Origin of the sequence: Bradyrhizobium sp. CCBAU 51765, from assembly GCF_015291725.1 — a bacterium.
In the GTDB taxonomy this organism is placed as follows: Bacteria; Pseudomonadota; Alphaproteobacteria; order Rhizobiales; family Xanthobacteraceae; genus Bradyrhizobium; species Bradyrhizobium liaoningense.
In genome coordinates this window covers 215,592-238,185 of sequence record NZ_CP030038.1, presented here as the reverse complement: position 1 = coordinate 238,185, position 22,594 = coordinate 215,592, and the positions used below count along the sequence as shown (strand labels likewise).

Sequence of the window (22,594 nt, the reverse complement as noted above, 5' to 3'; positions counted from 1 at the left end):
AATTTACGACGAATCGCGCGTTTCCGGAACGTATCACGGCACCAGCTTGTAGCCACCGGCTTCGGTGACCAGGATCTCGGGGTTGGCGGCGTCCTTCTCGATCTTCTGGCGAAGCCGATAGATGTGGGTTTCCAGCGTGTGGGTGGTGACGCCGGAATTGTAGCCCCAGACCTCCTGGAGCAGGGTCTCGCGCGACACCGGCATCTGGCCGGCCCGGTAGAGAAAGCGGAGAATCGCCGTTTCCTTCTCGGTGAGGCGGACCTTGCGCGCATTGGCCGCGGTCAGCATCTTCGAGCCGGGACGGAAGGAGTAGGGGCCGACCGAGAACACCGCGTCCTCGCTGGCTTCGTGCTGGCGGAGCTGGGCTCGGATGCGGGCCAGCAGAACGGCGAAGCGGAAGGGCTTTGCGACATAGTCGTTGGCGCCGGATTCCAGCCCCAGGATCGTGTCGGAATCGGTGTCGTGCCCGGTCAGCATGATGATCGGGGCCTTGAAGCCGCCCTTGCGCAAGGAGCGGACCACCTCGCGGCCATCGGTGTCGGGCAGGCCGACATCCATCAGGACCAGATCGGGGGAGTTGGCCTTGGCGGCGCTCGCGCCCTTGGCGCCGGTGTCGACCGCGGAGGCTTCGAATTCTTCGTGTAGCGATAATTGCTCCACCAACGTATCGCGCAGATCGGTGTCGTCATCCACGATCAGGATCTTGCGGGCATTGGGCATGGGAGGTCATCCTTTTAGGGTCCGGCTCGGCGCGCATCCATGCCGCGCCCAGCCGCGAGGGAAGTTTAGGGTCGCCGTTTTATTGTTATTCGTGTTGAAGTAGTGGGCTGTTACCGATTCACAAGCCACAAGCACTCTAACTCAGAATAGCAGGGCGATTTGATGAATGTCCTGTAATGAATTCGACATTGCACGTTCACATGAAAAACAAAGCAGCTTCAGTCGGTTACGCCACGAATCGACGCGCCGGGCCGCTCTCCGCGATCCGCGTTAAGCCTGCTGCAGGTAATCCGCGCAGGGGTTGGCTGACGGCTGGAGCGCTGACCATCCCGGTCGCGCTGGGGCGGGGCGGCATTCTGGCCAACAAGCGCGAGGGCGATGGCGGCACCCCCAGGGGCAACTTCCGTCCCAGGCGGCTGTGGTGGCGGGGCGACCGGCACAGCCGCCCCCAGACGTTCTTGCCGGCCCGGAAGATCACCGGCGCAGACGCCTGGTGCGAGGATCCACGGGACCGCCATTACAATCAGGGCATCCGGCTGGGCGAGGGGCAGGGCGGTGACCGGCTCAAGCGGGCCGACCACCTCTATGACTTCATCATCGAGATCGACCACAACACCAGACCGCGCATCGCCGGCCGCGGCAGCGCGGTCTTCCTGCACCTGGCCCGCGACAATTTCGGCCCGACCGCGGGCTGCGTCTCCATGACGAAGTCTGCGATGCTGCAATTGCTGCGGCGCCTGGGCCCGCGAACAAGAATCATCATCGGGTGAGGGTGCATGCTCGACAAGGATCAAATCGTGTAAGTCGCCGCCGTCATTGCGAGGAGCACTTGCGACGAAATCGATGGCGGTTGCTGAGCGCGTATCCCGACGACGGCTCTTACCTGTGCCCGAAGATCGCACTCCCCACGCGCACATGGGTGGCGCCCAGCATGATGGCGGTCGCGAAATCGGCGCTCATCCCCATCGAGAGATTCGTCAATCCATTGCGCGCGGCGATCTTGGCGGTGAGGGCAAAATGCGCCGCCGGCGGTTCGTCGACCGGCGGGATGCACATCAGTCCGGAGATCGTGAGCCCATAGGTGTCGCGGCAGCTCGCGAGGAAGGCATCGGCCTCGCCGGGCGCGACGCCGGCCTTCTGCGGTTCCTCGCCGGTATTGATCTGGACGAAGAGCTGCGGGTGCTTTTTCTGGGATTCGATTTCCTTGGCTAATGCCTGGCAAATGCTCGGGCGATCGACCGAATGGATCGCGTCGAACAGCGCGACCGCCTCTTTCGCCTTGTTGGATTGCAGCGGCCCGATCAGATGCAGCGCGATATCGGGGTAAACAGACGTTAAGGCCGGCCACTTGCTTTTGGCCTCCTGCACCCGATTCTCGCCGAATACCCGCTGTCCGGCGGCGATGACCGGGATAATTGCATCGGCGGCGAAAGTCTTGGACACCGCGATCAGCGTCACGGAGGCGCGGTCGCGCCGCGCGTCCCTGCAGGCGCGGGCGATTTCGGCTTCGACCGCGGCGAGCGCGTTTGGTGAATGGCCGGTTACCGGCGCAGCGGTGGCTTCTGTCATGACGTCTCTTGGCCGGGATCGCAGCCCGAGTTAAGTCCAATTTTACCGAGTTCAAGAAACAGTTTTTGAACCCTTCGCTTTACCTTGGCCCATGGGGTGGGTAACGAAGATGGCAAGCGTCAGTCTCAACCGCAAACGCGCGAAACTCAAGCAGGTTCTGGGAATCCGGGCGCGGCTTGCGTTGCTTGCGGTCATTCTCGTGGCGCCGTTAATGCTTGAGCGCATCCGCTCGCTCGAAGACACGCGTGCGCGGCAGATCGCGCAGGCTGCGGCCGAGTTCACCACGGTGGCAAGGCACAGTGCCGATGCGCAGCGCGAGGTTATCTCGTCGGTCGAGACCATCCTGAAATCGGAAGCCTTCATCCGCGCCTCCGCCGGCGGCATCAGCAAGAGCTGCGACGTGCTGCGCGCAAGCCTGCCGTCGAGCCTTCCCTGGATCCGCACGCTTTTGATCGCCGGCCAGGACGGACGCATCCAATGCGCCACCAACAACATGTATGTCGGACTCGATCTCAGTGACCGGCCCTACTTCCAGCAGGCACAGCAAACCGGCCGCTTCGTTCTCAGCGATTTCATCCTGTCGCGGCCGGTGCTCTCGCCGACCGTGATGGCGGTTTATCCGGTCTCGGCCTTCAGCGGGGTGCCCGATGCCGTCGTGCTCGCCACCGTCAATCTCGACTGGATGTCGAAGGTCATGAGCAATCTGGGCGGCCGCGCCGGCATCACCGCGGTGCTGGTCGACAGCGCGGGCACCGTGCTGGCGGCGCCCGCCGATCAGCACAGCATGGTCGGCCGTCCCCTCGACAACATGCCGCTGATGTCCGCGATCGCGGACAAGGCGCTGCGGTCCGACCAGGACGAGGGTTCACTGTCGTTCCTCGCCGCCGACGGCTCCCGCCGGGCGGTCAGCTATATCCGCATCGCCGGCACCAATGCCCGCCTGATCGCCAGCATCGATGAAGACAAGGTGTCAGCGGCGGTCAACCGCGACATCCGCACCGCCTATCTGCAGCTCGCTTTCGTCGTCGTGTTCGTCCTGCTCGGCGCGCTGATTGCCGCCGAGAAACTCGTCATCAAGCCGATCGAGATGCTCGCCGACATGGCCAAGCGTCTCGGCGAGGGCGACCTGTCGGCCCGCGCGGCGCGCAATCGGCTGCCGGCCGAGTTCGTTCCGCTGGCCCGCGCCTTCAACGCGATGGCCGCGCAGCTGAGCCAGCGCGAGCGCGAGCTGATAGCGAGCAACGACCGGCTGACGGTGATGGCCTCGATCGACATGCTGTCGGGGCTCGCCAACCGCCGCGGTTTCCAGAGCCGGCTCGATTTCGAATGGATGCGCGCGCAGCAATATGGCAGCGACCTCGCACTCCTGATGATCGACGTCGACCATTTCAAGCTGTTCAACGATACTTACGGCCATCTCGAAGGTGATACCTGCCTGACCCGTCTCGGCGAATCGCTGTCCGGTATCGCCGCCGACACGATGGGCTTTGCGGCACGCTATGGCGGCGAGGAATTCTGCCTCCTGCTGCCGAATACCGACGTGATGCGCGCCGCCGAAATCGGCGAACAGGTGCGGGCGGCCGTGCTGAGACTCTGCCTGCCGCACATCACCTCGAGCCACATGATCGTCACGGTCTCGATCGGGGTTGCCGCGACAAAGCCGAACGAGTCCTTGCGTCCCGGCGACCTGATCGAAGCCGCCGACGCCGCGCTCTACGCCGCCAAGCACCGCGGCCGCAACAATGTCGTCGAGCACGGCGTGCAGGCGATTGAGACCGGCGCGGCTGATATGATGATGGTAGCCAGCGCCTAGCCCGCGGCCCCGGCCCGCTCGAGCTCGACCTCCGTCACGACGCGATTGCGGCCGCCGCTCTTGGCGAGATAGAGCGCGCGGTCGCAACGCTCGATCAGATCCGTGATCGCCTCACCGGTCCGGTACTGCGCCACGCCGATCGACACGCTGATGTTCGGCAGGATCTCGCCGGTCGAACGGCGCGTGATCGTGCATTCGGCAATCGCGCGCCTGATGCGCTCGGCGAGCTCGGCACATGTGCCAAGATCGGCGTCCGGCAGCACCGCGATCAGCTCCTCGCCGCCATAGCGGGCCGGCAGATCCTGCTCGCGGACTTTCTCGCGCAGCACCTTCGCCATCAGGCGCAGCACCTGGTCGCCGACGCCATGGCCGAAATTGTCGTTGAAGGCCTTGAAGTAGTCGATATCGAGCATCAGCACGCTGAGCGGCTCGCCCCATTCGGCAGTCGTCTGCGCCTTGCGCAGGAATTCCTCGAGGGCCCGCCGGTTCGCCAGCCCCGTCAACATGTCGGTCCGGGCGCGCTGCTCGGACCTCGACAGCGAATCGCGGATCACGTCGAGCTCGCGGGTCTTTTCCGCAAAGCCTGCCTCCAGCCGCGTCGCCCTTGTGGCGGCCCGCGCCAGCTCGTTCATGAGCTGGGCGACCAGCAGCTTTGGATCGACGCCGGCCCTGCCCTGGTCGGCCACCTGGCTGATGACCTGCATCTGCGAATGATTGTCGGCGATCGCGGTTGCCAGAAATTCCTTCGCGGCCCCCATGAGCGCCTGCAGCCGCTCGGAGGTGTCGACCGCGGCGGCACTCGCCTGGGGCGCGACGTAGGTCTCGAACAGATCCTGATTGGTTCGCGCATCGAAGGGACGATTGTGGTCGATCAGCAGATCGATCGCGTTGCGCAGATCGTCATGACTGCCTGCGAAATACTGGAACCAGACCGCGAAATTGGCCGGAGTCGGCGCAATGCGCTGTTCGGCCATGCTCCGCATCGCCCGTCCGGCGATGGACGCGGCATAGTCGTAATCGGGATCGTCGAAGCTGGAATCCATCGCGGTCATGCGGCCTTGTCAGGCCGCAAATTGGCATCGACCCCTTAATCACACCCCAACGCGGGCCCTCGTAGTTATGCGGAGGCGCGGCCGAAGTTCCAGAACGCGGCAACCCATTGACCCCCTGAGGTCTTCTATGGCCTAGTCCGCCGTCTTGAGACGGCCGAACCCACGAAAACCCAACGATTCCATGACCTCCGAACGCTATAACGCCCGCGACGCCGAACCGCGCTGGCAACGCCTCTGGGACGAGCAGGCGATCTTCGTCTCCAGGAACGACGATCCGCGGCCGAAATACTATGTGCTCGAGATGTTCCCCTACCCTTCCGGGCGCATCCATATCGGCCATGTCCGGAATTACACACTGGGTGACGTGCTGGCCCGCTTCATGCGCGCCAAGGGCTTCAACGTGCTGCATCCGATGGGCTGGGATGCCTTCGGCCTGCCCGCCGAGAACGCCGCGATCGAGCGCAAGGTCGCCCCGAAGGCCTGGACCTACGACAACATCGCCGCGATGAAGAAGCAGCTCCGCTCGATCGGGCTGTCGCTGGACTGGAGCCGCGAGATCGCAACCTGCGATCCCAGCTATTACAAGCACCAGCAGAAGATGTTTCTGGACTTCCTGCGCGAAGGTCTCGCCGAGCGCGAGAAGCGCAAGGTGAACTGGGACCCCGTCGATATGACCGTGCTCGCCAACGAGCAGGTCATCGACGGCCGCGGCTGGCGTTCGGGCGCGGTCGTCGAGCAGCGCGAGATGAACCAGTGGGTCTTCAAGATCACGAAGTACTCGCAGGAGCTCTTGAGCGCGCTGGACGGGCTGGACCGCTGGCCCGACAAGGTGCGGCTGATGCAGCGCAACTGGATCGGCCGCTCGGAGGGCCTGCTGGTCCGCTTCGCGCTCGACCCGGCGACGACGCCGGCCGGCGAGAGCGAGCTGAAGATCTTCACGACGCGTCCGGACACACTGTTCGGCGCGAAGTTCATGGCGATCTCGGCGGATCATCCGCTGGCGCAGGCGGCAGCTGCGAAGAACCCAGAGCTTGCGGAGTTCATCGCTGAGATCAAGAAGATCGGCACTGCGCAGGAGATCATCGACACCGCGGAGAAGCAGGGCTTCGACACCGGCATCCGCGCGGTGCACCCGTTCGATCCCAGCTGGAAGCTGCCGGTCTATGTCGCGAACTTCGTGCTGATGGAATACGGCACCGGCGCCATCTTCGGCTGCCCGGCGCACGACCAGCGCGACCTCGACTTCGTCAACAAGTACGCTCTCGGCAACACGCCCGTCGTGTGCCCGGAAGGCCAGGATCCCAAGACCTTCGTGATCACCGACACCGCCTATGACGGTGACGGCCGCATGATCAATTCGCGCTTCCTCGACGGCATGACCATCGAGCAGGCCAAGGAGGAGGTGGCGAAGCGTCTCGAGACGGAGCTGCGCGGCAACGCGCCGATCGGCGAGCGTCAGGTGAATTTCCGCCTGCGCGACTGGGGCATTTCGCGCCAGCGCTATTGGGGCTGCCCGATCCCCGTCATCCATTGCCCGAAATGCGATGTGGTGCCGGTGCCGGATGCGGACCTGCCGGTGAAGCTGCCGGACGACGCCACCTTCGACAAGCCGGGTAACGCGCTGGATCATCATCCGACCTGGAAGCACGTCACCTGCCCGCAATGCGGCGGCAAGGCCCAGCGCGAAACAGACACCATGGACACGTTCGTGGATTCGTCCTGGTACTTCGCGCGCTTCACCGATCCCTGGAACGAGAACGCGCCGACGACGCCTGCGGTCGCCAACCGGATGCTGCCGGTCGACCAATATATCGGCGGCGTCGAGCACGCGATCCTGCATCTGCTCTACAGCCGCTTCTTCACCCGCGCGATGAAGGCGACCGGGCACATTGCGCTGGACGAGCCGTTCGCCGGCATGTTCACGCAAGGCATGGTGGTGCACGAGACCTACCAGAAGGCCGACGGCACCTATGTGCAGCCGGCCGAGGTGAAGATCGAGGTCGGCGGCAACGGGCGCCGCGCAACGTTGCTGACGTCGGGCGAAGACATCCAGATCGGCCCGATCGAGAAGATGTCGAAGTCGAAGAAGAACACGGTCGACCCCGACGACATCATCGAGACCTACGGCGCCGACGTGGCCCGCTGGTTCATGCTCTCGGACTCACCGCCCGACCGCGACGTGATCTGGAGCGACGAGCGCGTCCAGGGCGCCTCGCGCTTCGTGCAGCGGCTGTGGCGGCTGGTGAACGATTCCGTCGAACTCGGCAACGCCGCGCCGGCGGCCCGGCCGGCCAGCTTCGGCCCGGACGCGACCACCTTGCGCAAGGCCGCCCACGGCGCGCTGGACAAGGTCACAACCGGCATCGAGCGGCTCCACTTCAACGTCTGCCTCGCCCATATCCGCGAATTCACCAATATCTTCTCGGAGGTGCTTCAGCGTCCGGGCCAGCCCGCAGCCGACCTGGCGCCGGATCTGGCCTGGGCGATCCGGGAGGCCAGCCAGATCCTAGTGCAGCTGTTCTCTCCGATGATGCCGCATCTCGCCGAGGAGTGCTGGCGGGTTCTGGGCCAGAAGGGGCTGGTTTCGGAAGCCAATTGGCCCCAAATCGAACGCGATTTGCTGGTCGAAGACAGCGTGACCCTGGTGGTTCAGGTCAACGGCAAGAAGCGGGGTGAGGTCACAGTTGCAACAGCGGCCCAGAATCCGGAAATCGAGGCTGCCGTTTTGGCCCTCGATGCGGTAAAGCTGGCCCTGGACGGCAAGCCCGTCCGCAAGGTGATCATCGTTCCCAAGAGGATCGTGAATGTTGTCGGCTAGGATCCGTATCGCAGCCCGCTTGCTGGCAGTCGCTGCATTGGCGGCGCTGACGGCAGGCTGCTTCCAGCCGATGTATGCCGAGCGCACTGACGGCACCCCCGGTCTGCGCGAAAGGCTGATGGGCGTCGAGCTACCCCCGATCAACAAACCCAATGCTTCGCGCGAGGCCCGCGTCGGTGTCGAAATCCGTAACGCACTGGCCTTCAAGCTCTACGGCACGGCGACGGGCATGCCGCCGACCCACCGGCTGGATATCCGCTTCACCACCAGCCGCTCCTCGCTGATCGTCAGCGCCGCGACCGGACTGCCGACCAGCGAAAATCTCGGCATCGACGCCCAGTACAATCTGATCGACGTCGCGACCGGCAAGTCCGTCATGACCGGCTCGACGTTCTCACGCGTGTCCTATGACATGCCGGGGTCCTATCAGCGCTTCTCGCGCACCCGCGCCGTGCGCGATGCCGAGGATCGCGCCGCCAACGAGATCGCCGATAACATCTCCACCCGGCTCGCCTCGTTCTTCACTGCGGGCACCTAGTTCGCTCCCGTCATTCCGGGGCGCCCAAAGGGCGAACCCGGAATCTCGATCTTAAACCTCTGGATTCTCTGGTGCGCAATTGCGCACCGTAGTTCGCGCCACGCGCGCCCCGGAACGACAATCTGGACCATGGTCGCGCTGCGCGGAAAAGAGATCGACGCTTTCCTCGCCCGCCCTGATGCGGGCCGTCCGATCATCCTGCTCTACGGTCCCGATGCCGGCCTCGTGCGCGAGCGCGCCGATGCGCTGATCGCGTCCAGCGTCGACGATCCCAACGATCCGTTCTCGCTGGTCAAGCTCGACGGCGACGAGCTCTCCGCCGAGCCCTCGCGCCTCGTCGACGAAGCCATGACGGTGCCGCTGTTCGGCGGCCGCCGCGCCATCCGCGTTCGCGCCGGCTCGCGCAGCTTTGCCAGCGGCATCGAGACGCTGGCCGAGATGAACGTGAAGGATTGCCGCATCGTGATCGAGGCCGGCGAGCTTCGCCCGGAATCGCCGCTGCGCAAGACTTGCGAGCGCGCCAAGACGGCCGTGGCGATCGGCTGCTACCCCGACACTGAGCGTGATCTGGCCAGGCTGATGGAGGACGAGCTCCGTATCGCGAATTTGCGCATCGCGCAGGACGCCCGCGCGGCGCTGATGTCATTTCTCGGCGGCGACCGCCAGGCCTCGCGCAACGAACTGCGCAAGCTGACCCTCTACGCCCACGGCAAGGGCGAGGTCACGCTGGATGACGTCATGGCCGTGGTCGCCGATGCGTCGGAGCTGAAGCTCGATCCGATCGTCGACGGCGCCTTTGCCGGACGGCCCGACATCGTCGAGACCGAATTCGCCAAGGCCATGATCGCCGGCACCTATCCCGGCGTGATCCTCTCCGCCGCGCAGCGGCAGGCTGCGTGGCTGCACAAATCCGCGCTCGCCATCGCCGACGGCACGCCGGCCTCCGCCGTGCTCGACGGCGGCTTTCCACGCCTGCATTTTTCGCGAAAGCCCGCGGTCGAAACCGCGCTGCGCAATTTCAGCCCGGCGCGGCTTGCCGCCATCATGGAGCAGCTCGCAACCGCGGCGCTCGACACCCGCAAGCAGTCCACCCTCGCCGCAGCCATAGCCCAGCGCGCACTGATGTCGATTGCGGCGAACGCGAAGCGGCGGGGTTAGGCCCCCCGCTCTCTCCACGTCTTTGCGAGCGCGGCGATGCAATCCAGAGTCCCTCCGCGGAAAGATTCTGGATTGCTTCGCTGCGCTCGCAATGACGGTGTGGATGCAGACGCGCGCCACACACTCGCTGTCGTCCCCGCGAACCGCAAGGACGTCTGCGAGTGCTGGAGCTACAGCGCGCCCTTGGCGAGCCGCTTCATCACCTCGTCGAGCTGATCGAGGTTGCGGTAGTTGATCTGCACGGAGCCGCCGGGATCACGGTGATTGACGGTGACCTTGAGACCCAGCGCGTCGCTGACGCGCTTTTCGAGGTCGATCGTATCGGGGTCCTTTTCCTTGCCGGCGGTGCTGCGCGCCTTCTGCGGCTTGCGCTCAGGTACGCCCTCTTCATGTGCCAGCGCCTCGGCCTGACGGACGTTGAGACCCTCCTCGACGATGCGCTTGGCGGCTGCGAGCGGATCCGGCACGCCGATCAGCGCGCGGGCGTGGCCCGCCGTCAACTCGCCGGTCGCGATGTAGGCCTGCACCTCGGCCGGCAGCTTCGTCAGCCGCATCATGTTGGCGACGTGGCTGCGGCTCTTGCCGACGACCTTCGCGATGTCGTCCTGGCTGCGTTTGAACTCGTTGGCGAGCGCGTGATAGCCCTGCGCCTCTTCCATCGGATTGAGGTCTTCACGCTGCACATTCTCGATGATCGCGAATTCCAGCGCGTCGCTGTCGCTGATGTCGACCGGAACGATCGGCACGTCATGCAGGCCGGCGAGCTGCGAGGCGCGCCAGCGCCGCTCGCCCGCGATGATCTCGTAGCGATCCTGCGCGCCCTTCACCGGACGCACCACGATCGGCTGGATCACGCCGTGTTGCCTGATGGAGTCGGAGAGCTCCTTGAGCTCGGTCTCCGAGAAGGTGCGGCGCGGGTTGCGCGGGTTGGGCTTGATGAATTCGATCGGCACCTTGCGCTGCGCGCGCGGACGATCGACGTGCTGAGCCTCGCCGCCGACGTCACCGATCAGACTCGCAAGACCTCGGCCCAGTCGCGAACGCGCTTCGTCGGCCATCGCCAGCTCCCTTGGATTCACGGTGCAGCACTCCAGAACTGAATTGTCGTAGGGTGGGCAAAGCGAAGCATGCCCACCGATTGTTTGCGGATGACGGTGGGCACGGCGAAGGCGCCTTTGCCCACCCTACGGCAGCCTCAATGCGTCGTGCGCAGCTCGCGCTCGCGCTGGATCACTTCGGTGGCGAGCCGCAGGTAGGCTTCGCTGCCGACGCATTTGAGATCGTAGACCAGCACCGGCTTGCCGTAGGACGGCGCTTCGGAGATGCGCACGTTGCGCGGGATCATGGTCTTGTAGACCTTCTCGCCCATGAACTGGCGGACATCGGCGACGACCTGGTTCGAGAGGTTGTTACGCGAGTCGAACATGGTCAGCACGATGCCGTGGATCGACAGGTTCGGATTGAGCGTCGAACGCACCTGCTCCACCGTCTGCAGCAATTGCGACAGACCCTCGAGCGCGAAGAACTCGCATTGCAGCGGCACCAGGATCGCGTCGGAGGCCGCCATCGCGTTCACCGTGAGCAGGTTGAGCGAGGGCGGGCAGTCGATCAGCACATAGGTGTAGTCGGCGTCCGGCGAAACGTTGTTGTTGAGTGCGCCGATGGCGTCGCGCAGCTTGAAGGCGCGGCCGGGCGTGGTGCCGAGCTCGAGCTCGAGGCCGGAGAGGTCCATGGTCGAGGGCGCGATGTGCAGCCGCGGTACTGCGGTCGAGACCACCGCCTCGCGCAAGGCGGCTTCGCCGACCAGCACGTCGTAGGTCGAACAGGAGCGGTTGCGGCGATCGATACCGAGGCCGGTCGAGGCGTTGCCCTGCGGATCGAGATCGACGATCAGGACGCGCTCGCCGATCGCCGCGAGCGCCGTGCCGAGATTGATCGCTGTGGTTGTCTTCCCCACGCCGCCCTTCTGATTCGCCAGCGCCAGAATGCGCGGGTGGCCATGCGGGACCTCGTTGGTCTCCTGGGCCGGCTGTTCTTGCTGCGGTTCGTCAATCACGCTCATCGCAATTCCCCACTCACCCCTGAACGCCTCACCCGCGTCGTTCGACGGACGTCAGCTCCACGATCCAGCCGTCACCCGTGCGGCTTCGATGGAGCTGAGGTTGAATATTCCAACATTTAGCGGCTTCGGTCAATTCAGCCTCTACATCTTGACCCTTCGGAAATAGCGCCTTTGCGCCCTGGCGCATCAGCGGCTCCGCGAAGCCGATGAGTTGATGTAGCGGAGCCAGTGCGCGCGCGGTGACGCAATCGACGGGGCCGGTGATTCTATCCACATTATCCCCGATCTCAGCGAGATGTACGACTCCCGGAGATGTGGTGACGCGAATCGCTTCGCGCAGGAAAGCCGCCTTCTTGGCGATTCGCTCGACGAGGTGGACGGTCGCGCCCGGCGTCCCCGCCATGGCGCAAGCCAGGACGACGCCGGGGAAGCCGCCGCCGCTGCCGAGGTCGGCCCAGCGTCTTGCGGTCGGTGCAAGATCGACCAGCTGAAGTGAATCGGCGATGTGCCGCGTCCAGAGATGCGGCAAGGTCGAAGGCGCGACCAGATTGGTCTTGGCCTGCCACTCGCGCAGCAGAGCGATGTAGCGATCGAGCCGCGCCTCCGTTTCACGTGAAACGGGAGCAAGCTTGAGCGCCGCGATCTTGTCGGCTGCAATGATCGCGTCCAGCGACTGATCGTTGGCGTTGGCCTTGTCGATCTTCGGTCGAGCCGGTGTCGTGTCGGATTGGCGCACGGCGGCGCGTGCTCCGGCTCGTCGCGATAGCGGCCTGTCCCCGCCCGGTCCGCGCTGTTTCACGTGAAACGCCTATGCAATTGCTTTGGAGGTCTTTCGGGCCTCACGCCGTAGATAAGCCGCGAGGATGCCGAGCGCTGCCGGCGTCATGCCATCGATCCGGCCGGCCTGTCCGACAGTGAAGGGCCGCGCCTTCTCCAGCTTGGCCCTGACCTCGTTGGAGAGGCCCGGGACCTGCTGGTAATCGACGTCCGAGAGCACCATCCCCTCGTCGCGCCTGAATGCTTCGACGTCGGCACTCTGGCGCTCCAGATAGACATCGTATTTCGCATCGATCTCAAGATGAGTGGCGATGACAGGATCGATCGCCGCCAGCTCCGGCCAGATCGCGCGGATCTGGCTCCAGCCGATCTCCGGATACGCCATCAGCTCGAAGGCAGACCGGCGCTGGCCATCCCGGTTCAGGGACAGGCCGTGCTTGATCGCCTCGTTCGGGGTGATGGTCAGGGACTTCGACAGCGCCCGGGCTGCGTTCAGGGCATCCATCTTGGTGCGGTGATGCCTGATGCGGGCACCGCCGACACATCCCAAGGCGATGCCCTTCTCGGTCAGGCGCTGGTCCGCGTTGTCAGCCCGCAGCGTCAAACGATATTCGGCCCTAGAGGTGAACATCCGATAGGGCTCGCTGATGCCCCGGGTGACGAGGTCATCGATCATGACGCCGAGATAGCCGTCCGCCCGATCGAACACCGTCAACGCGGCCCCGCTGGCGGACAACGCCGCATTCAACCCGGCCACGATGCCCTGCCCGGCGGCCTCTTCATATCCGGTGGTGCCGTTGATCTGCCCGGCCAGGAACAGCCCACGCAGACGCTTGGTCTGCAGGGTCGGATCGAGCTCGCGGGGATCGATGTGATCGTATTCGATGGCATAGCCCGGCCGCACCATCTTCACCCGCTCCAGGCCCGGAATGCTGGCGAGGATCGCAAGCTGGACCTCCTCCGGCAGCGAGGTCGAGATGCCGTTGGGATAGACGGTCGTATCGTCCAGCCCTTCCGGCTCCAGGAAGATCTGATGGCCGTCGCGGTCGCCGAAGCGGACGATCTTGTCCTCGATCGAGGGGCAATAGCGCGGGCCGGAGCTCTTGATCTGGCCGGAGTACATCGGAGAGCGATGGACATTGGCGCGGATCACCTCATGGGTCGCGGCCGTGGTCCGGGTGATCCCGCACTGGATCTGCGGGGTCGTGATGCGCTCGGTCAGGACCGAGAACGGCTCCGGCGGCTCGTCCCCGGGCTGCATCTCGACGGCGGACCAGTCGATCGTCGTGCCATCCAGACGGGGCGGCGTTCCGGTCTTGAGGCGTCCGAGGGTGAAGCCGGCACGCTCGAAGGAGCTTGAAAGGCCCATCGCAGGAGCTTCGCCGACCCGCCCGGCGGGCCAATTCTTCTCGCCGAGATGGATCAGGCCACGCAGGAAGGTCCCGGTGGTGACGACGACGGCCCCTGCCCGGAGCTCCCGGCCATCGGCCAAGCGAAGACCGGTGACCCGCCCTTCGGCCATGATCAGCTCGTCGGCCTCGCCTTCGATGACGGAAAGGCCCTCGGTCTCCATGATCGCAGCCTGCATGGCGGCCGCATAGAGCTTCCGGTCCGCCTGGGCTCGCGGACCACGGACCGCCGGCCCCTTCCGTCGATTGAGAACACGAAACTGGATGCCACCGGCGTCGCCGACACGGCCCATCAGACCATCGAGAGCGTCGACTTCGCGAACCAGGTGACCCTTGCCGAGACCACCGATGGCCGGATTGCAGGACATCGCGCCGACAGTCGCGAAACGGTGCGTCACCAGAGCGGTCGCCGCGCCCATCCGCGCAGCAGCAGCCGCGGCCTCACAGCCGGCGTGGCCGCCGCCGATCACGATGACGTCGAAGCTTGCTCGCTCTGTTCGCATGATCGGACTTCTATCCCAGAGCGGAAAAAGCCGGAAGTGGAAACTCGGGACCGGCCGTGTTTCACGTGAAACAGGAGGAGGCCGGCGATACCGCTTTTCGCGAAATCAACCCCATGCACAGTGGAGGAGCATTGAGGATGTTGTCGTTTCACGACGCCGAGATGAGCGATGGGCCTTGGTAGATTGTGCTGGTGGGATCGTGGGCGATTTATCGAGACGGAGATCAGCATCGCGCTGTCATGTGAGCGCGGCGAAGCTATCTTGAGTATGCCGAATAGAGACGGTTGGATTGCGTCGCCACAAGGCTCCTCGTGATGACGAGATCGCGGCCAGCGGCCCTAGCTTCCGCTCCTAAGCGCCGCCAGATCGCGTAATGAGCGAGCGAACCTGAGCCAAATGAGCGCCGGTGTTTCACGTGAAACAGGTTGGAGCTTACCCCACTATTTCACGTGAAACACAAGAAATGGAACAAATCCTAGTTCTACAATGAAGAACTAGCGCTACTTTCCAATGCAGAACTTCTGGAAGATCGCCCCAAGGACGTCCTCGACGTCCACCCGGCCCAACAGCCGGCCCAGGGCGTAAGCCGCAGCACGCAGCTCTTCGGCCGCCAGCTCTTCGCCCTCTTCTACAAGCTCCAGACTCCGGCGCAAGCTGTCCGACGCCTGACGCAGCAAATCGCGCTGCCGCGCCCGGGTCACCAAGGCGCCTTCCGTGGTTCCGAAGAAGTTGGCGGCGAACATTACGAGGGCCTCGACCAGTTCCGGAATGCCGTCGCCCCGGCTCGCGGAGATCGGGAACTCGCCCGGAGGCACGAGGCGCTCGGGCCCGCCGAGATCGATCTTGTTGCGGACGATCCAGACCAAGCCACCCGGCGAAACAGCACCGTCGCCGGATCTCCGAAGCGAGCGCATGGCTTCCGGGTCGACAGCCTGCCCGCCCTCCACCATCCACAGGACCAGGTCGGCGTCCCCGGCTCGCGCTCGCGCCCGACGCACGCCCTCCCGCTCCACGGGATCATTGGTCTCGCGAATGCCGGCGGTGTCGATGACAGTGACGGGGTAGCCGTCGAGATCGAGCTGCACCTCGATCACATCACGCGTGGTGCCAGCATGCGGCGAGACGATCGCGACCTCGCGCCGCGCGAGCTGGTTGATCAAGGTCGACTTGCCGACGTTCGGCTCGCCGGCGATCGCCACCACGAGACCCTCGCGCAGCCGTTCAGAATGTCCCTGTGCTGCAAGGGCTTTTGAGATTTCGTCGTGAAGCGCCTTGATCGCTTTCACCGCCGGCACCCTCAGCTCCGCCGGCACGTCGCCTTCATCGGAAAAATCGATGCCGGCCTCGATCAACGCGGAGGCCTCGATGATGCGCTCGCGCCAGTCGCGCGCGCGGTCGCCGAGCAGGCCCTGTAACTGGCGCAACGCCTGGCGCCGCTGCCGGTCGGTGTCGGCGTGGATGAGATCGTCGAGACCCTCGGCCTCGGTAAGGTCGAGCTTGCCGTTCTCGAACGCGCGCCGCGTGAACTCTCCAGGCTCAGCGGCGCGTGTATTCGGAATAATAGAAATTTCTGCGAGGAGCGCCGCAAGCACCGCGCGTCCGCCATGGACGTGAAACTCGGCGACGTCCTCGCCGGTCGCGCTGGCCGGTCCTGGAAACCAGAGCACGACCGCGTCGTCGATCGGCTGGCCCGCGCCGTCATGAAGCAACCGGCGGCTTGCCTGCCTCGGTGCCGGCAGCCGGCCCGCGAGCCCTGTCAGCACCCGGCCGGCCTCCGAGCCCGACACACGCACCACCGCGATCGCGCTGGGCGCCCGGCCGGATGACAGCGCAAAAATGGTCTGGTCTCTCGGATGCATGGCCTATTTGTCCGCCTCCTGGCGAAAAGGCAAACTTCCGATTTCCGCCGGCCAGTCAGAGGATTTGCTGCGCTAAACCTCGCAGCAATCCCTATATTGCAACGCAGCATAACCGCAGCATTTCGCTGCAAGGCGCCCTACCCGAGAGATTTCAGGCCGAGTCCAATTCCAGTTTTTCTTTGCGATATCAATAAATTAATGAGTCAAAGCAATCCGGACAGGGATTCAACCTTCATGCTGCACCTTCGCTGCAGCAAATCCGCACAAAAAGGGCGCCCAAAGGCGCCCTCCAAACCTTTGCTGCAATGCACTCAGGTGTTCATCGACTCGAAGAACTCCGAGTTGCTCTTGGTCGAGCGGAGCTTGTCGAGCAGGAAGTCGATCGCGTCCATCGTGCCCATCGGGTTCAGGATGCGGCGGAGCACGTACATCTTCTTGAGCACCTGCGGATCGGTGATGAGCTCCTCCTTGCGGGTGCCGGAGCGCGAGATGTCGATCGCCGGGAAGGTGCGCTTGTCCGACACCTTGCGGTCCAGGATCAGTTCCGAGTTACCGGTGCCCTTGAACTCTTCGAAGATGACTTCGTCCATGCGGCTGCCGGTATCGACCAGCGCGGTCGCGATGATGGTCAGCGAGCCGCCCTCCTCGATGTTGCGGGCCGCGCCGAAGAACCGCTTCGGGCGCTGCAGCGCGTTGGCGTCGACGCCGCCGGTCAGCACCTTGCCGGATGACGGCACCACGGTGTTGTAGGCGCGGCCAAGGCGGGTGATCGAATCGAGCAGGATCACGACGTCGCGGCCGTGCTCGACCAGGCGCTTGGCCTTCTCGATCACCATCTCGGCGACCTGGACGTGACGGACCGCCGGCTCGTCGAAGGTGGAGGACACGACCTCGCCCTTCACCGAGCGCTGCATGTCCGTGACTTCTTCCGGACGCTCGTCGATCAGAAGCACGATCAGATAGCATTCGGGATGATTGTGCGTGATCGAATGCGCGATGTTCTGCATCAACACGGTCTTACCGGTGCGCGGCGGCGCCACGATCAGTGCGCGCTGGCCCTTGCCGATCGGCGCGACGATGTCGATCACGCGCGCAGACAGGTCTTTTCGCGTGGGATCGTCGATTTCCATGCGGAAGCGCTGATTCGGGAACAGCGGCGTGAGGTTGTCGAAATTGACCTTGTGCTTGGCCTTTTCCGGATCCTCGAAATTGAGCGTGTTGACCTTCAGCAGCGCGAAATAGCGCTCGCCCTCTTTCGGGCTGCGAATATGACCTTCGATGGTGTCGCCGGTTCGCAGACCAAAACGGCGGATCTGCGAGGGCGACACGTAGATGTCGTCGGGGCCCGGCAGATAATTCGCATCGGGCGAGCGGAGGAAGCCGAAGCCGTCGGAGAGCACCTCGACGACGCCTTCGCCGACGATGTCGGTCTCGGCGAGCGAGAGCTGCTTGAGGATTGCGAACAGCAGCTCCTGCTTGCGCATGGTGCTGGCGTTCTCGACCCCGTTCTCTTCCGCGAACGAGACGAGCTCAGCCGGGGTCTTCGACTTGAGGTCCTGGAGTTTAATTTCCCGCATTGGGGTGGTCCTGTGGGGTAGCCTTAGAAGAGGGGGATGCGAGGAGGCTCTGAAATGCGGACGTGAGAAGGTAAGGTCCGCAGGACTGGCAAGGTGAGCGCCGGGAGGCTTCAAACCTGATGCGGTATCCGGCTTCTGGAAAGCTCGGACACAACCACATCCGCCTGCGTTGGGTGGGATGTCGATAATATAGAAAATCGCTTCCTGCTCCGCAAGCCGAAGCGCTGAGCGAATCGTCGGCGCGACGTGCCTAGAACGGCTTCACGATCACCATGATGACGATGAAGATCATCAGAACGGTCGGCACCTCATTGATTATGCGATAGAATTTCTGGCTCCGCGGGCGCCGGTCGGCGGCGAAATCCTTCAGCCAACGGGAAAAAAAGCCGTGGACCGCGGACATCGCCAGGACCAATGCCAGTTTTACGTGCAACCAGGGCGATGCGAACCAATGGCCGGACCACGCGAGATAGAGACCGGCCAGCCAGGTCACGATCATAGCCGGGTTGATGATCGCCTTGAGCAACCGGCGTTCCATGACCTTGAACGTTTCCGACTGTTTCGAGCCGATCTCCGCCTCGCAATGATAAACGAACAGCCGCGGCAGATAGAGCATGCCGGCCATCCAGGAGATGACCGCGATCACGTGCAGCGCCTTGATCCACTCGTACATTCCGGCAGCCTTCCGTGTCTTGCCTTACGCGTTTTCCGGACGCGAACCGGGATCCATGTCGTTCGAACGCGGCCAGTCTCACCGGACAGTGGATGGAACGAGCTCGGTAAGAATTCATTCATAGATTTGGGTGCACACACATATCCGCGTGCTCGGCTCTTCTAAACCTAAAACTTTTAGAATCTTAAGGTTTGAGTCTTAGTGACCGTGGATTGGACTCACACAATTCCGTCCGCCGCTTCGCATGCGCTTGTTCACATCCATCAACATATCCAGCGCGGCCTCGAGCCGTTCGGATAAGCCGTCCGGACTCAAGAGCTTGCGGTTCCCCGTCGGCAGCTTATCAAGAGGGTTATCCGCGCAATCCCGCTCGCCTCGTCGGAGGGTGCCGGACTTGTCCTGACGGGCACTGGTGTGAAGAAAATTGGCCGTTGTCCCGCCCCTGGTGTCGCACATCCCTTTCCAAGGGGTTAAGCTCCACAGAAATCCACAAACTGCCCCGCCCTCATACAAAGAGTTTCTGTGCCGACTTCGAACAATTATTTCCATCTGCATCTGGTCTCCGACTCCACGGGCGAGACGCTCATCACCGTGGCGCGCGCGGTCGCCGCCCAATACGCCAACGTGACGCCGGTCGAGCACGTCTATCCGCTGGTGCGCAGCCAGAAGCAGCTCGACCGCGTGCTCGATGAGATCGAGGAAGCGCCGGGGATCGTGCTGTTCACGCTGCTCGAAAAGGACCTGGTCGCCAGGCTCGAGGACAAGTGCAAGCAGATCAACGTTCCGAGCCTGTCGATCATCGGCCCGGTCATGCAGCTGTTCGAAGCCTATCTCGGCGCTGCGACCACCGGACGCGTCGGCGCCCAGCACGTCCTCAACGCGGAATATTTCAAGCGCATCGACGCGTTGAACTACACGATGATTCATGACGATGGTCAGCACGTCGACGGTCTCGACGACGCCGACGTGGTCCTGGTCGGCGTGTCCCGGACGTCGAAGACGCCGACCTCGATCTATCTCGCCAATCGCGGCATCCGCACCGCCAACGTGCCGCTGGTTCCAGGCATTCCGGTGCCCTCGCAACTGGAGACGCTGACGCGGCCGCTGGTCGTCAGCCTGCACGCGACGCCGGAACGCCTGATCCAGATCCGGCAGAATCGCCTGCTGTCCATGGGAGCTGAATCCGGCAGCGGCAGCGACACCTATACCGACAAGCAGTCGGTCACCGAGGAAGTCGCGTTCGCGCGCAAGCTCAGCGCCAAGCATGACTGGCCGCTGCTGGACGTCACGCGCCGCTCAATCGAGGAAACTGCGGCGGCGATCATGAAGCTCTATAGCGATCGCCAGCGCAACCGGCCCTCGGAATAGTTTCTGCCATGGCTTTGTGGCGCGGCACATCTCCGTTGATCCTGGCCTCGCAAAGCAGCGCGCGCAAAATGCTGCTGGCCAATGCCGGGCTCGAATTCGAGGCCGTGACGGCCGATATCGACGAGCGCGGCATTCAGGCCGCATCGAGACTCTCGAACCCGCGCGAGATCGCCCTGTTGTTGGCGCGAGAAAAGGCCAAGGCGGTTTCGGCGAGTCAGCCAGGAAGCTACGTGATCGGCGCCGATCAGACACTGGCCCTTGGAATGCGTCTCTTCAACAAGCCCGCAGGCCGCGCACAGGCGTTGGCGCAATTGCGCGATCTCGCCGGCAAGAGCCACGAGCTGAATTCGGCCGTGGCCGTGGCGTGTGACGGCAAGATTGTTTTCGAGGACGTGTCGGTCGCCCGCATGACCATGCGAGAGATGACCGAGGTCGAGCTTTCGGCCTATCTCGCTGCCGCCGGCGATGCCGTCACGACCAGCGTCGGCGCCTATCAGCTCGAAGGCCTCGGCATTCATCTGTTCGAGCGGATCGAGGGCGATCATTTCACCATTCTCGGCCTGCCACTGCCGCCGCTGCTTGCGTTCCTGCGCCGCGAGCGGCTAGTTGCAGTGTGACTGACAGACATGGCTTTGGCTTGATGCGGATCCTCGGACTGACCGGCTCGATCGGGATGGGCAAATCCACCACCGCGAAACTATTCGCGGAGGCCGGTGTGCCCGTCTACGATGCAGATGCCGCCGTGCATCAGCTCTATGAAGGCGAAGCCGCTTCCGCGATCGAGGCTGCCTTCCCCGGGACCACCGTCAACGGCAAGGTCGATCGCACAAAACTGTCGGCGCGCGTCGTGCACGATCCTGCCGCGATCAAGCAGCTCGAGCAGATCGTTCATCCGATGCTGGGCGCTTCCCGGCAGAGATTCTTCGCCGACGCCGAGGCCGCCAAGGCGCCGGTCGTGGTGCTGGACATCCCGCTGCTGTTCGAGACCGGCGGCGACAAGCGGGTGGACGCCGTGGTCGTGGTCTCGACGTCGCCCGAACTCCAGCGACAGAGGGTGCTGGCGCGTGGCACCATGGACGAAGCCAAGCTCGATGCCATCATCGCCAAGCAGACGCCGGATGCCGAAAAGCGCCGGCGCGCCGATTTCGTGGTGGATACGTCACACGGACTTGAACCGGTGCGGGCGCAAATCGCGCACATTCTGGCCGAGGTCGTTAAGATGCCGCAGCGGCGAGCCTGATTCGCCGTCTCACACGGCGACCAAGACATGCGCGAAATCGTCCTCGACACCGAAACGACCGGCCTCGATCCGCTCCGCGGCGACCGACTCGTCGAAATCGGCTGCGTCGAGATGCTCAACCGCATGCCGACGGGACAGACCTTTCACGTCTACATCAACCCTGAACGGGACATGCCGGCGGAAGCGTTCGCGGTGCACGGATTGTCGTCCGAATTCCTGGCGACGAAACCATTGTTCCACGAGGTCGCCGACGAGTTTCTGGAGTTCATCGGCGACGCCCCGCTGGTGATCCACAACGCCTCGTTCGACATCGGCTTCATCAATGCCGAGCTTGACCGCATCAAGCGCGTCGCGATCCCGCGCGAGCGGCTGGTGGATACGCTGCTGCTGGCGCGCCGCAAGCATCCCGGCGTGTCGAACCGGCTCGACGATCTCTGCTCGCGCTATGCGATCGACAATTCACGTCGCACCAAGCACGGTGCGCTGCTGGACGCCGAGCTGCTGGCCGAAGTCTATGTCGATCTGGTCGGGGCGCGACAGTCGCAGCTGTTGCTGGCTTCGGACACCCAGGAGATCCGCGTCAATGCGGGCGGCGATGCGCCGCGGCGGCAGCGCCTGGTGCCGCTGGTGCCGCGGATTTCGGAGGCCGAGCGAGAGGCCCATCGGGCCTTCATCGCGACACTCGGCGACAAGGCGATCTGGAACGAGTACCTGCCCGCTCCAGCCGCCGTGGCGGTCGGTCAGGCCTGACCGGCTTGACCTTGAGCGGCCATTTGCCGCTCCATGTTCTGGCGATAGAGACCGACGAAGTCGACCGGATCCAGCATCAGGGGCGGGAACCCGCCGTCGCGCACCGCGGTCGCGATGATCTCGCGGGCAAACGGGAACAACAGGCGCGGGCACTCGATCATGACCAGCGGATGCAGGTTCTCCTTGGGCACGTTGACGATCCGGAACACGCCGGCATAGGCGAGCTCGAACGAGAACATCACCTTGCCTGCGGTCTCGGCCTTGCCCTCGACCGACAACGTCACCTCGAACTCCTGTTCGCTGAGATTGTTGGCGTTGACGTTGATCTGGATGTTGATCTGCGGCGGCTGGCTCTGCTGCTGGAGCGAGCCCGGCGCGTTGGGATTTTCGAACGAGAGGTCCTTGGTATATTGCGCCAGCACGTTGAGCTGGGGAGCCTGGGCCGCCTCGGGAGGGGTGCCGTTACCGTTGGTCATGAAAGTCTCTCCTTACCCGATTGGGGCTGAATTTCGCGGCGGTTGGCTAACATAGGGCCACCTCGTTCCACAAGGACGAACGGCCCCGGATCGGGGAATCGGGCCGCGCCCGCCGTTTGGAGGGTCATCCTGCCTTTTCAGCGAAATTGCGCCTTAAATGATTGAAGATGCGCGATTTCCCGGCAGGATCGGGTTTCCCCTTAAGCCTAAAACGCGCTACACTTGATGCTGT

At 64.0% G+C, this 22,594-nt stretch carries 20 protein-coding genes; 9 read left to right on the top strand and 11 right to left on the bottom strand.

Annotated elements, in window-relative coordinates; all coding sequences use genetic code 11:
- Positions 1-33 precede the first annotated feature (33 nt).
- Positions 34-720 (bottom strand): response regulator transcription factor, encoded by a 687-nt coding sequence (locus tag XH96_RS01090; RefSeq protein ID WP_024338712.1) that lies wholly within the window; start codon positions 718-720, stop codon positions 34-36.
- A gap of 176 nt (positions 721-896) precedes the next feature.
- Here XH96_RS01090 and XH96_RS01085 point away from each other — a divergent pair, with 176 nt between their 5' ends.
- Positions 897-1,490, top strand: coding sequence for a L,D-transpeptidase (locus XH96_RS01085; RefSeq protein WP_246789904.1), 594 nt, complete (start codon positions 897-899; stop codon positions 1,488-1,490).
- A gap of 109 nt (positions 1,491-1,599) precedes the next feature.
- On the opposite strand, the gene XH96_RS01080 is transcribed toward XH96_RS01085, so the two are convergent.
- Positions 1,600-2,289: a YggS family pyridoxal phosphate-dependent enzyme gene (locus XH96_RS01080; RefSeq protein WP_194390683.1), complete on the bottom strand. Its 690-nt coding sequence runs from the start codon at positions 2,287-2,289 to the stop codon at positions 1,600-1,602.
- Between the two features lie 109 nt (positions 2,290-2,398).
- Here XH96_RS01080 and XH96_RS01075 point away from each other — a divergent pair, with 109 nt between their 5' ends.
- Positions 2,399-4,102, top strand: coding sequence for a diguanylate cyclase domain-containing protein (locus tag XH96_RS01075; protein ID WP_194390682.1), 1,704 nt, complete (start codon positions 2,399-2,401; stop codon positions 4,100-4,102).
- Here the strand turns inward: XH96_RS01075 and XH96_RS01070 are convergent.
- Positions 4,099-5,145: a GGDEF domain-containing protein gene (locus tag XH96_RS01070; protein WP_194393987.1), complete on the bottom strand. Its 1,047-nt coding sequence runs from the start codon at positions 5,143-5,145 to the stop codon at positions 4,099-4,101. The two genes, XH96_RS01075 and XH96_RS01070, sit on opposite strands and share 4 nt — an antisense overlap.
- 190 nt (positions 5,146-5,335) lie before the next feature.
- On the opposite strand from XH96_RS01070, the gene leuS reads away from it, so the two are divergent.
- The 3 genes from leuS to holA all read left to right on the top strand — a co-directional run bounded on the left by leuS (position 5,336) and on the right by holA (position 9,668).
- Positions 5,336-7,972: a leucine--tRNA ligase gene (gene leuS, locus XH96_RS01065; RefSeq protein ID WP_194390681.1), complete on the top strand. Its 2,637-nt coding sequence runs from the start codon at positions 5,336-5,338 to the stop codon at positions 7,970-7,972.
- Positions 7,959-8,510, top strand: coding sequence for an LPS assembly lipoprotein LptE (gene lptE, locus XH96_RS01060; RefSeq protein ID WP_194390680.1), 552 nt, complete (start codon positions 7,959-7,961; stop codon positions 8,508-8,510). Before leuS ends, lptE begins: the two co-directional genes overlap by 14 nt.
- Positions 8,511-8,639: 129 nt before the next feature.
- Positions 8,640-9,668: a DNA polymerase III subunit delta gene (gene holA, locus XH96_RS01055; RefSeq protein ID WP_194390679.1), complete on the top strand. Its 1,029-nt coding sequence runs from the start codon at positions 8,640-8,642 to the stop codon at positions 9,666-9,668.
- 170 nt (positions 9,669-9,838) lie between these two features.
- Here holA and XH96_RS01050 read toward each other — a convergent pair whose 3' ends face one another.
- The 7 genes from XH96_RS01050 to hemJ form a co-directional block, all read right to left on the bottom strand.
- Positions 9,839-10,726 (bottom strand): ParB/RepB/Spo0J family partition protein, encoded by an 888-nt coding sequence (locus tag XH96_RS01050; RefSeq protein WP_194390678.1) that lies wholly within the window; start codon positions 10,724-10,726, stop codon positions 9,839-9,841.
- 137 nt (positions 10,727-10,863) lie between these two features.
- On the bottom strand, positions 10,864-11,730 hold the full coding sequence (locus XH96_RS01045) for a ParA family protein (protein WP_061880052.1): 867 nt from the start codon (positions 11,728-11,730) through the stop codon (positions 10,864-10,866).
- 28 nt (positions 11,731-11,758) lie between these two features.
- Positions 11,759-12,400, bottom strand: a complete 642-nt coding sequence (gene rsmG, locus XH96_RS01040) for a 16S rRNA (guanine(527)-N(7))-methyltransferase RsmG (protein WP_194393986.1) — start codon at positions 12,398-12,400, stop codon at positions 11,759-11,761.
- A gap of 138 nt (positions 12,401-12,538) precedes the next feature.
- The gene (gene mnmG / locus XH96_RS01035) at positions 12,539-14,419 is read right to left on the bottom strand and encodes a tRNA uridine-5-carboxymethylaminomethyl(34) synthesis enzyme MnmG (RefSeq protein ID WP_194390677.1); all 1,881 of its coding nucleotides are present in this window, start codon (positions 14,417-14,419) and stop codon (positions 12,539-12,541) included.
- Positions 14,420-14,919: 500 nt separating this feature from the next.
- A complete protein-coding gene (mnmE, locus tag XH96_RS01030) occupies positions 14,920-16,278 on the bottom strand; it encodes a tRNA uridine-5-carboxymethylaminomethyl(34) synthesis GTPase MnmE (RefSeq protein ID WP_194390676.1) in 1,359 nt (452 codons plus the stop codon).
- Between the two features lie 311 nt (positions 16,279-16,589).
- Positions 16,590-17,855 (bottom strand): transcription termination factor Rho, encoded by a 1,266-nt coding sequence (gene rho / locus XH96_RS01025; protein ID WP_061023673.1) that lies wholly within the window; start codon positions 17,853-17,855, stop codon positions 16,590-16,592.
- A gap of 250 nt (positions 17,856-18,105) precedes the next feature.
- A complete protein-coding gene (hemJ, locus tag XH96_RS01020; protein ID WP_028181379.1) occupies positions 18,106-18,528 on the bottom strand; it encodes a protoporphyrinogen oxidase HemJ in 423 nt (140 codons plus the stop codon).
- Between the two features lie 522 nt (positions 18,529-19,050).
- Here hemJ and XH96_RS01015 point away from each other — a divergent pair.
- Genes XH96_RS01015 through dnaQ form a run of 4 tightly spaced genes read left to right on the top strand, consistent with a single transcriptional unit; the run spans position 19,051 to position 21,886 of the window.
- On the top strand, positions 19,051-19,896 hold the full coding sequence (locus tag XH96_RS01015; RefSeq protein ID WP_194390675.1) for a pyruvate, water dikinase regulatory protein: 846 nt from the start codon (positions 19,051-19,053) through the stop codon (positions 19,894-19,896).
- An 8-nt stretch (positions 19,897-19,904) separates the two neighbouring features.
- Entirely contained in the window at positions 19,905-20,513 is a 609-nt protein-coding gene (locus XH96_RS01010; protein ID WP_194390674.1) for a Maf family nucleotide pyrophosphatase, read from the top strand.
- Between the two features lie 23 nt (positions 20,514-20,536).
- On the top strand, positions 20,537-21,136 hold the full coding sequence (gene coaE / locus XH96_RS01005) for a dephospho-CoA kinase (RefSeq protein WP_194393985.1): 600 nt from the start codon (positions 20,537-20,539) through the stop codon (positions 21,134-21,136).
- 27 nt (positions 21,137-21,163) lie between these two features.
- Positions 21,164-21,886 (top strand): DNA polymerase III subunit epsilon, encoded by a 723-nt coding sequence (gene dnaQ / locus XH96_RS01000; protein WP_194390673.1) that lies wholly within the window; start codon positions 21,164-21,166, stop codon positions 21,884-21,886.
- On the opposite strand, the gene secB is transcribed toward dnaQ, so the two are convergent.
- Positions 21,877-22,362: a protein-export chaperone SecB gene (gene secB / locus XH96_RS00995; RefSeq protein WP_028181895.1), complete on the bottom strand. Its 486-nt coding sequence runs from the start codon at positions 22,360-22,362 to the stop codon at positions 21,877-21,879. The two genes, dnaQ and secB, sit on opposite strands and share 10 nt — an antisense overlap.
- Positions 22,363-22,594: the final 232 nt, after the last annotated feature.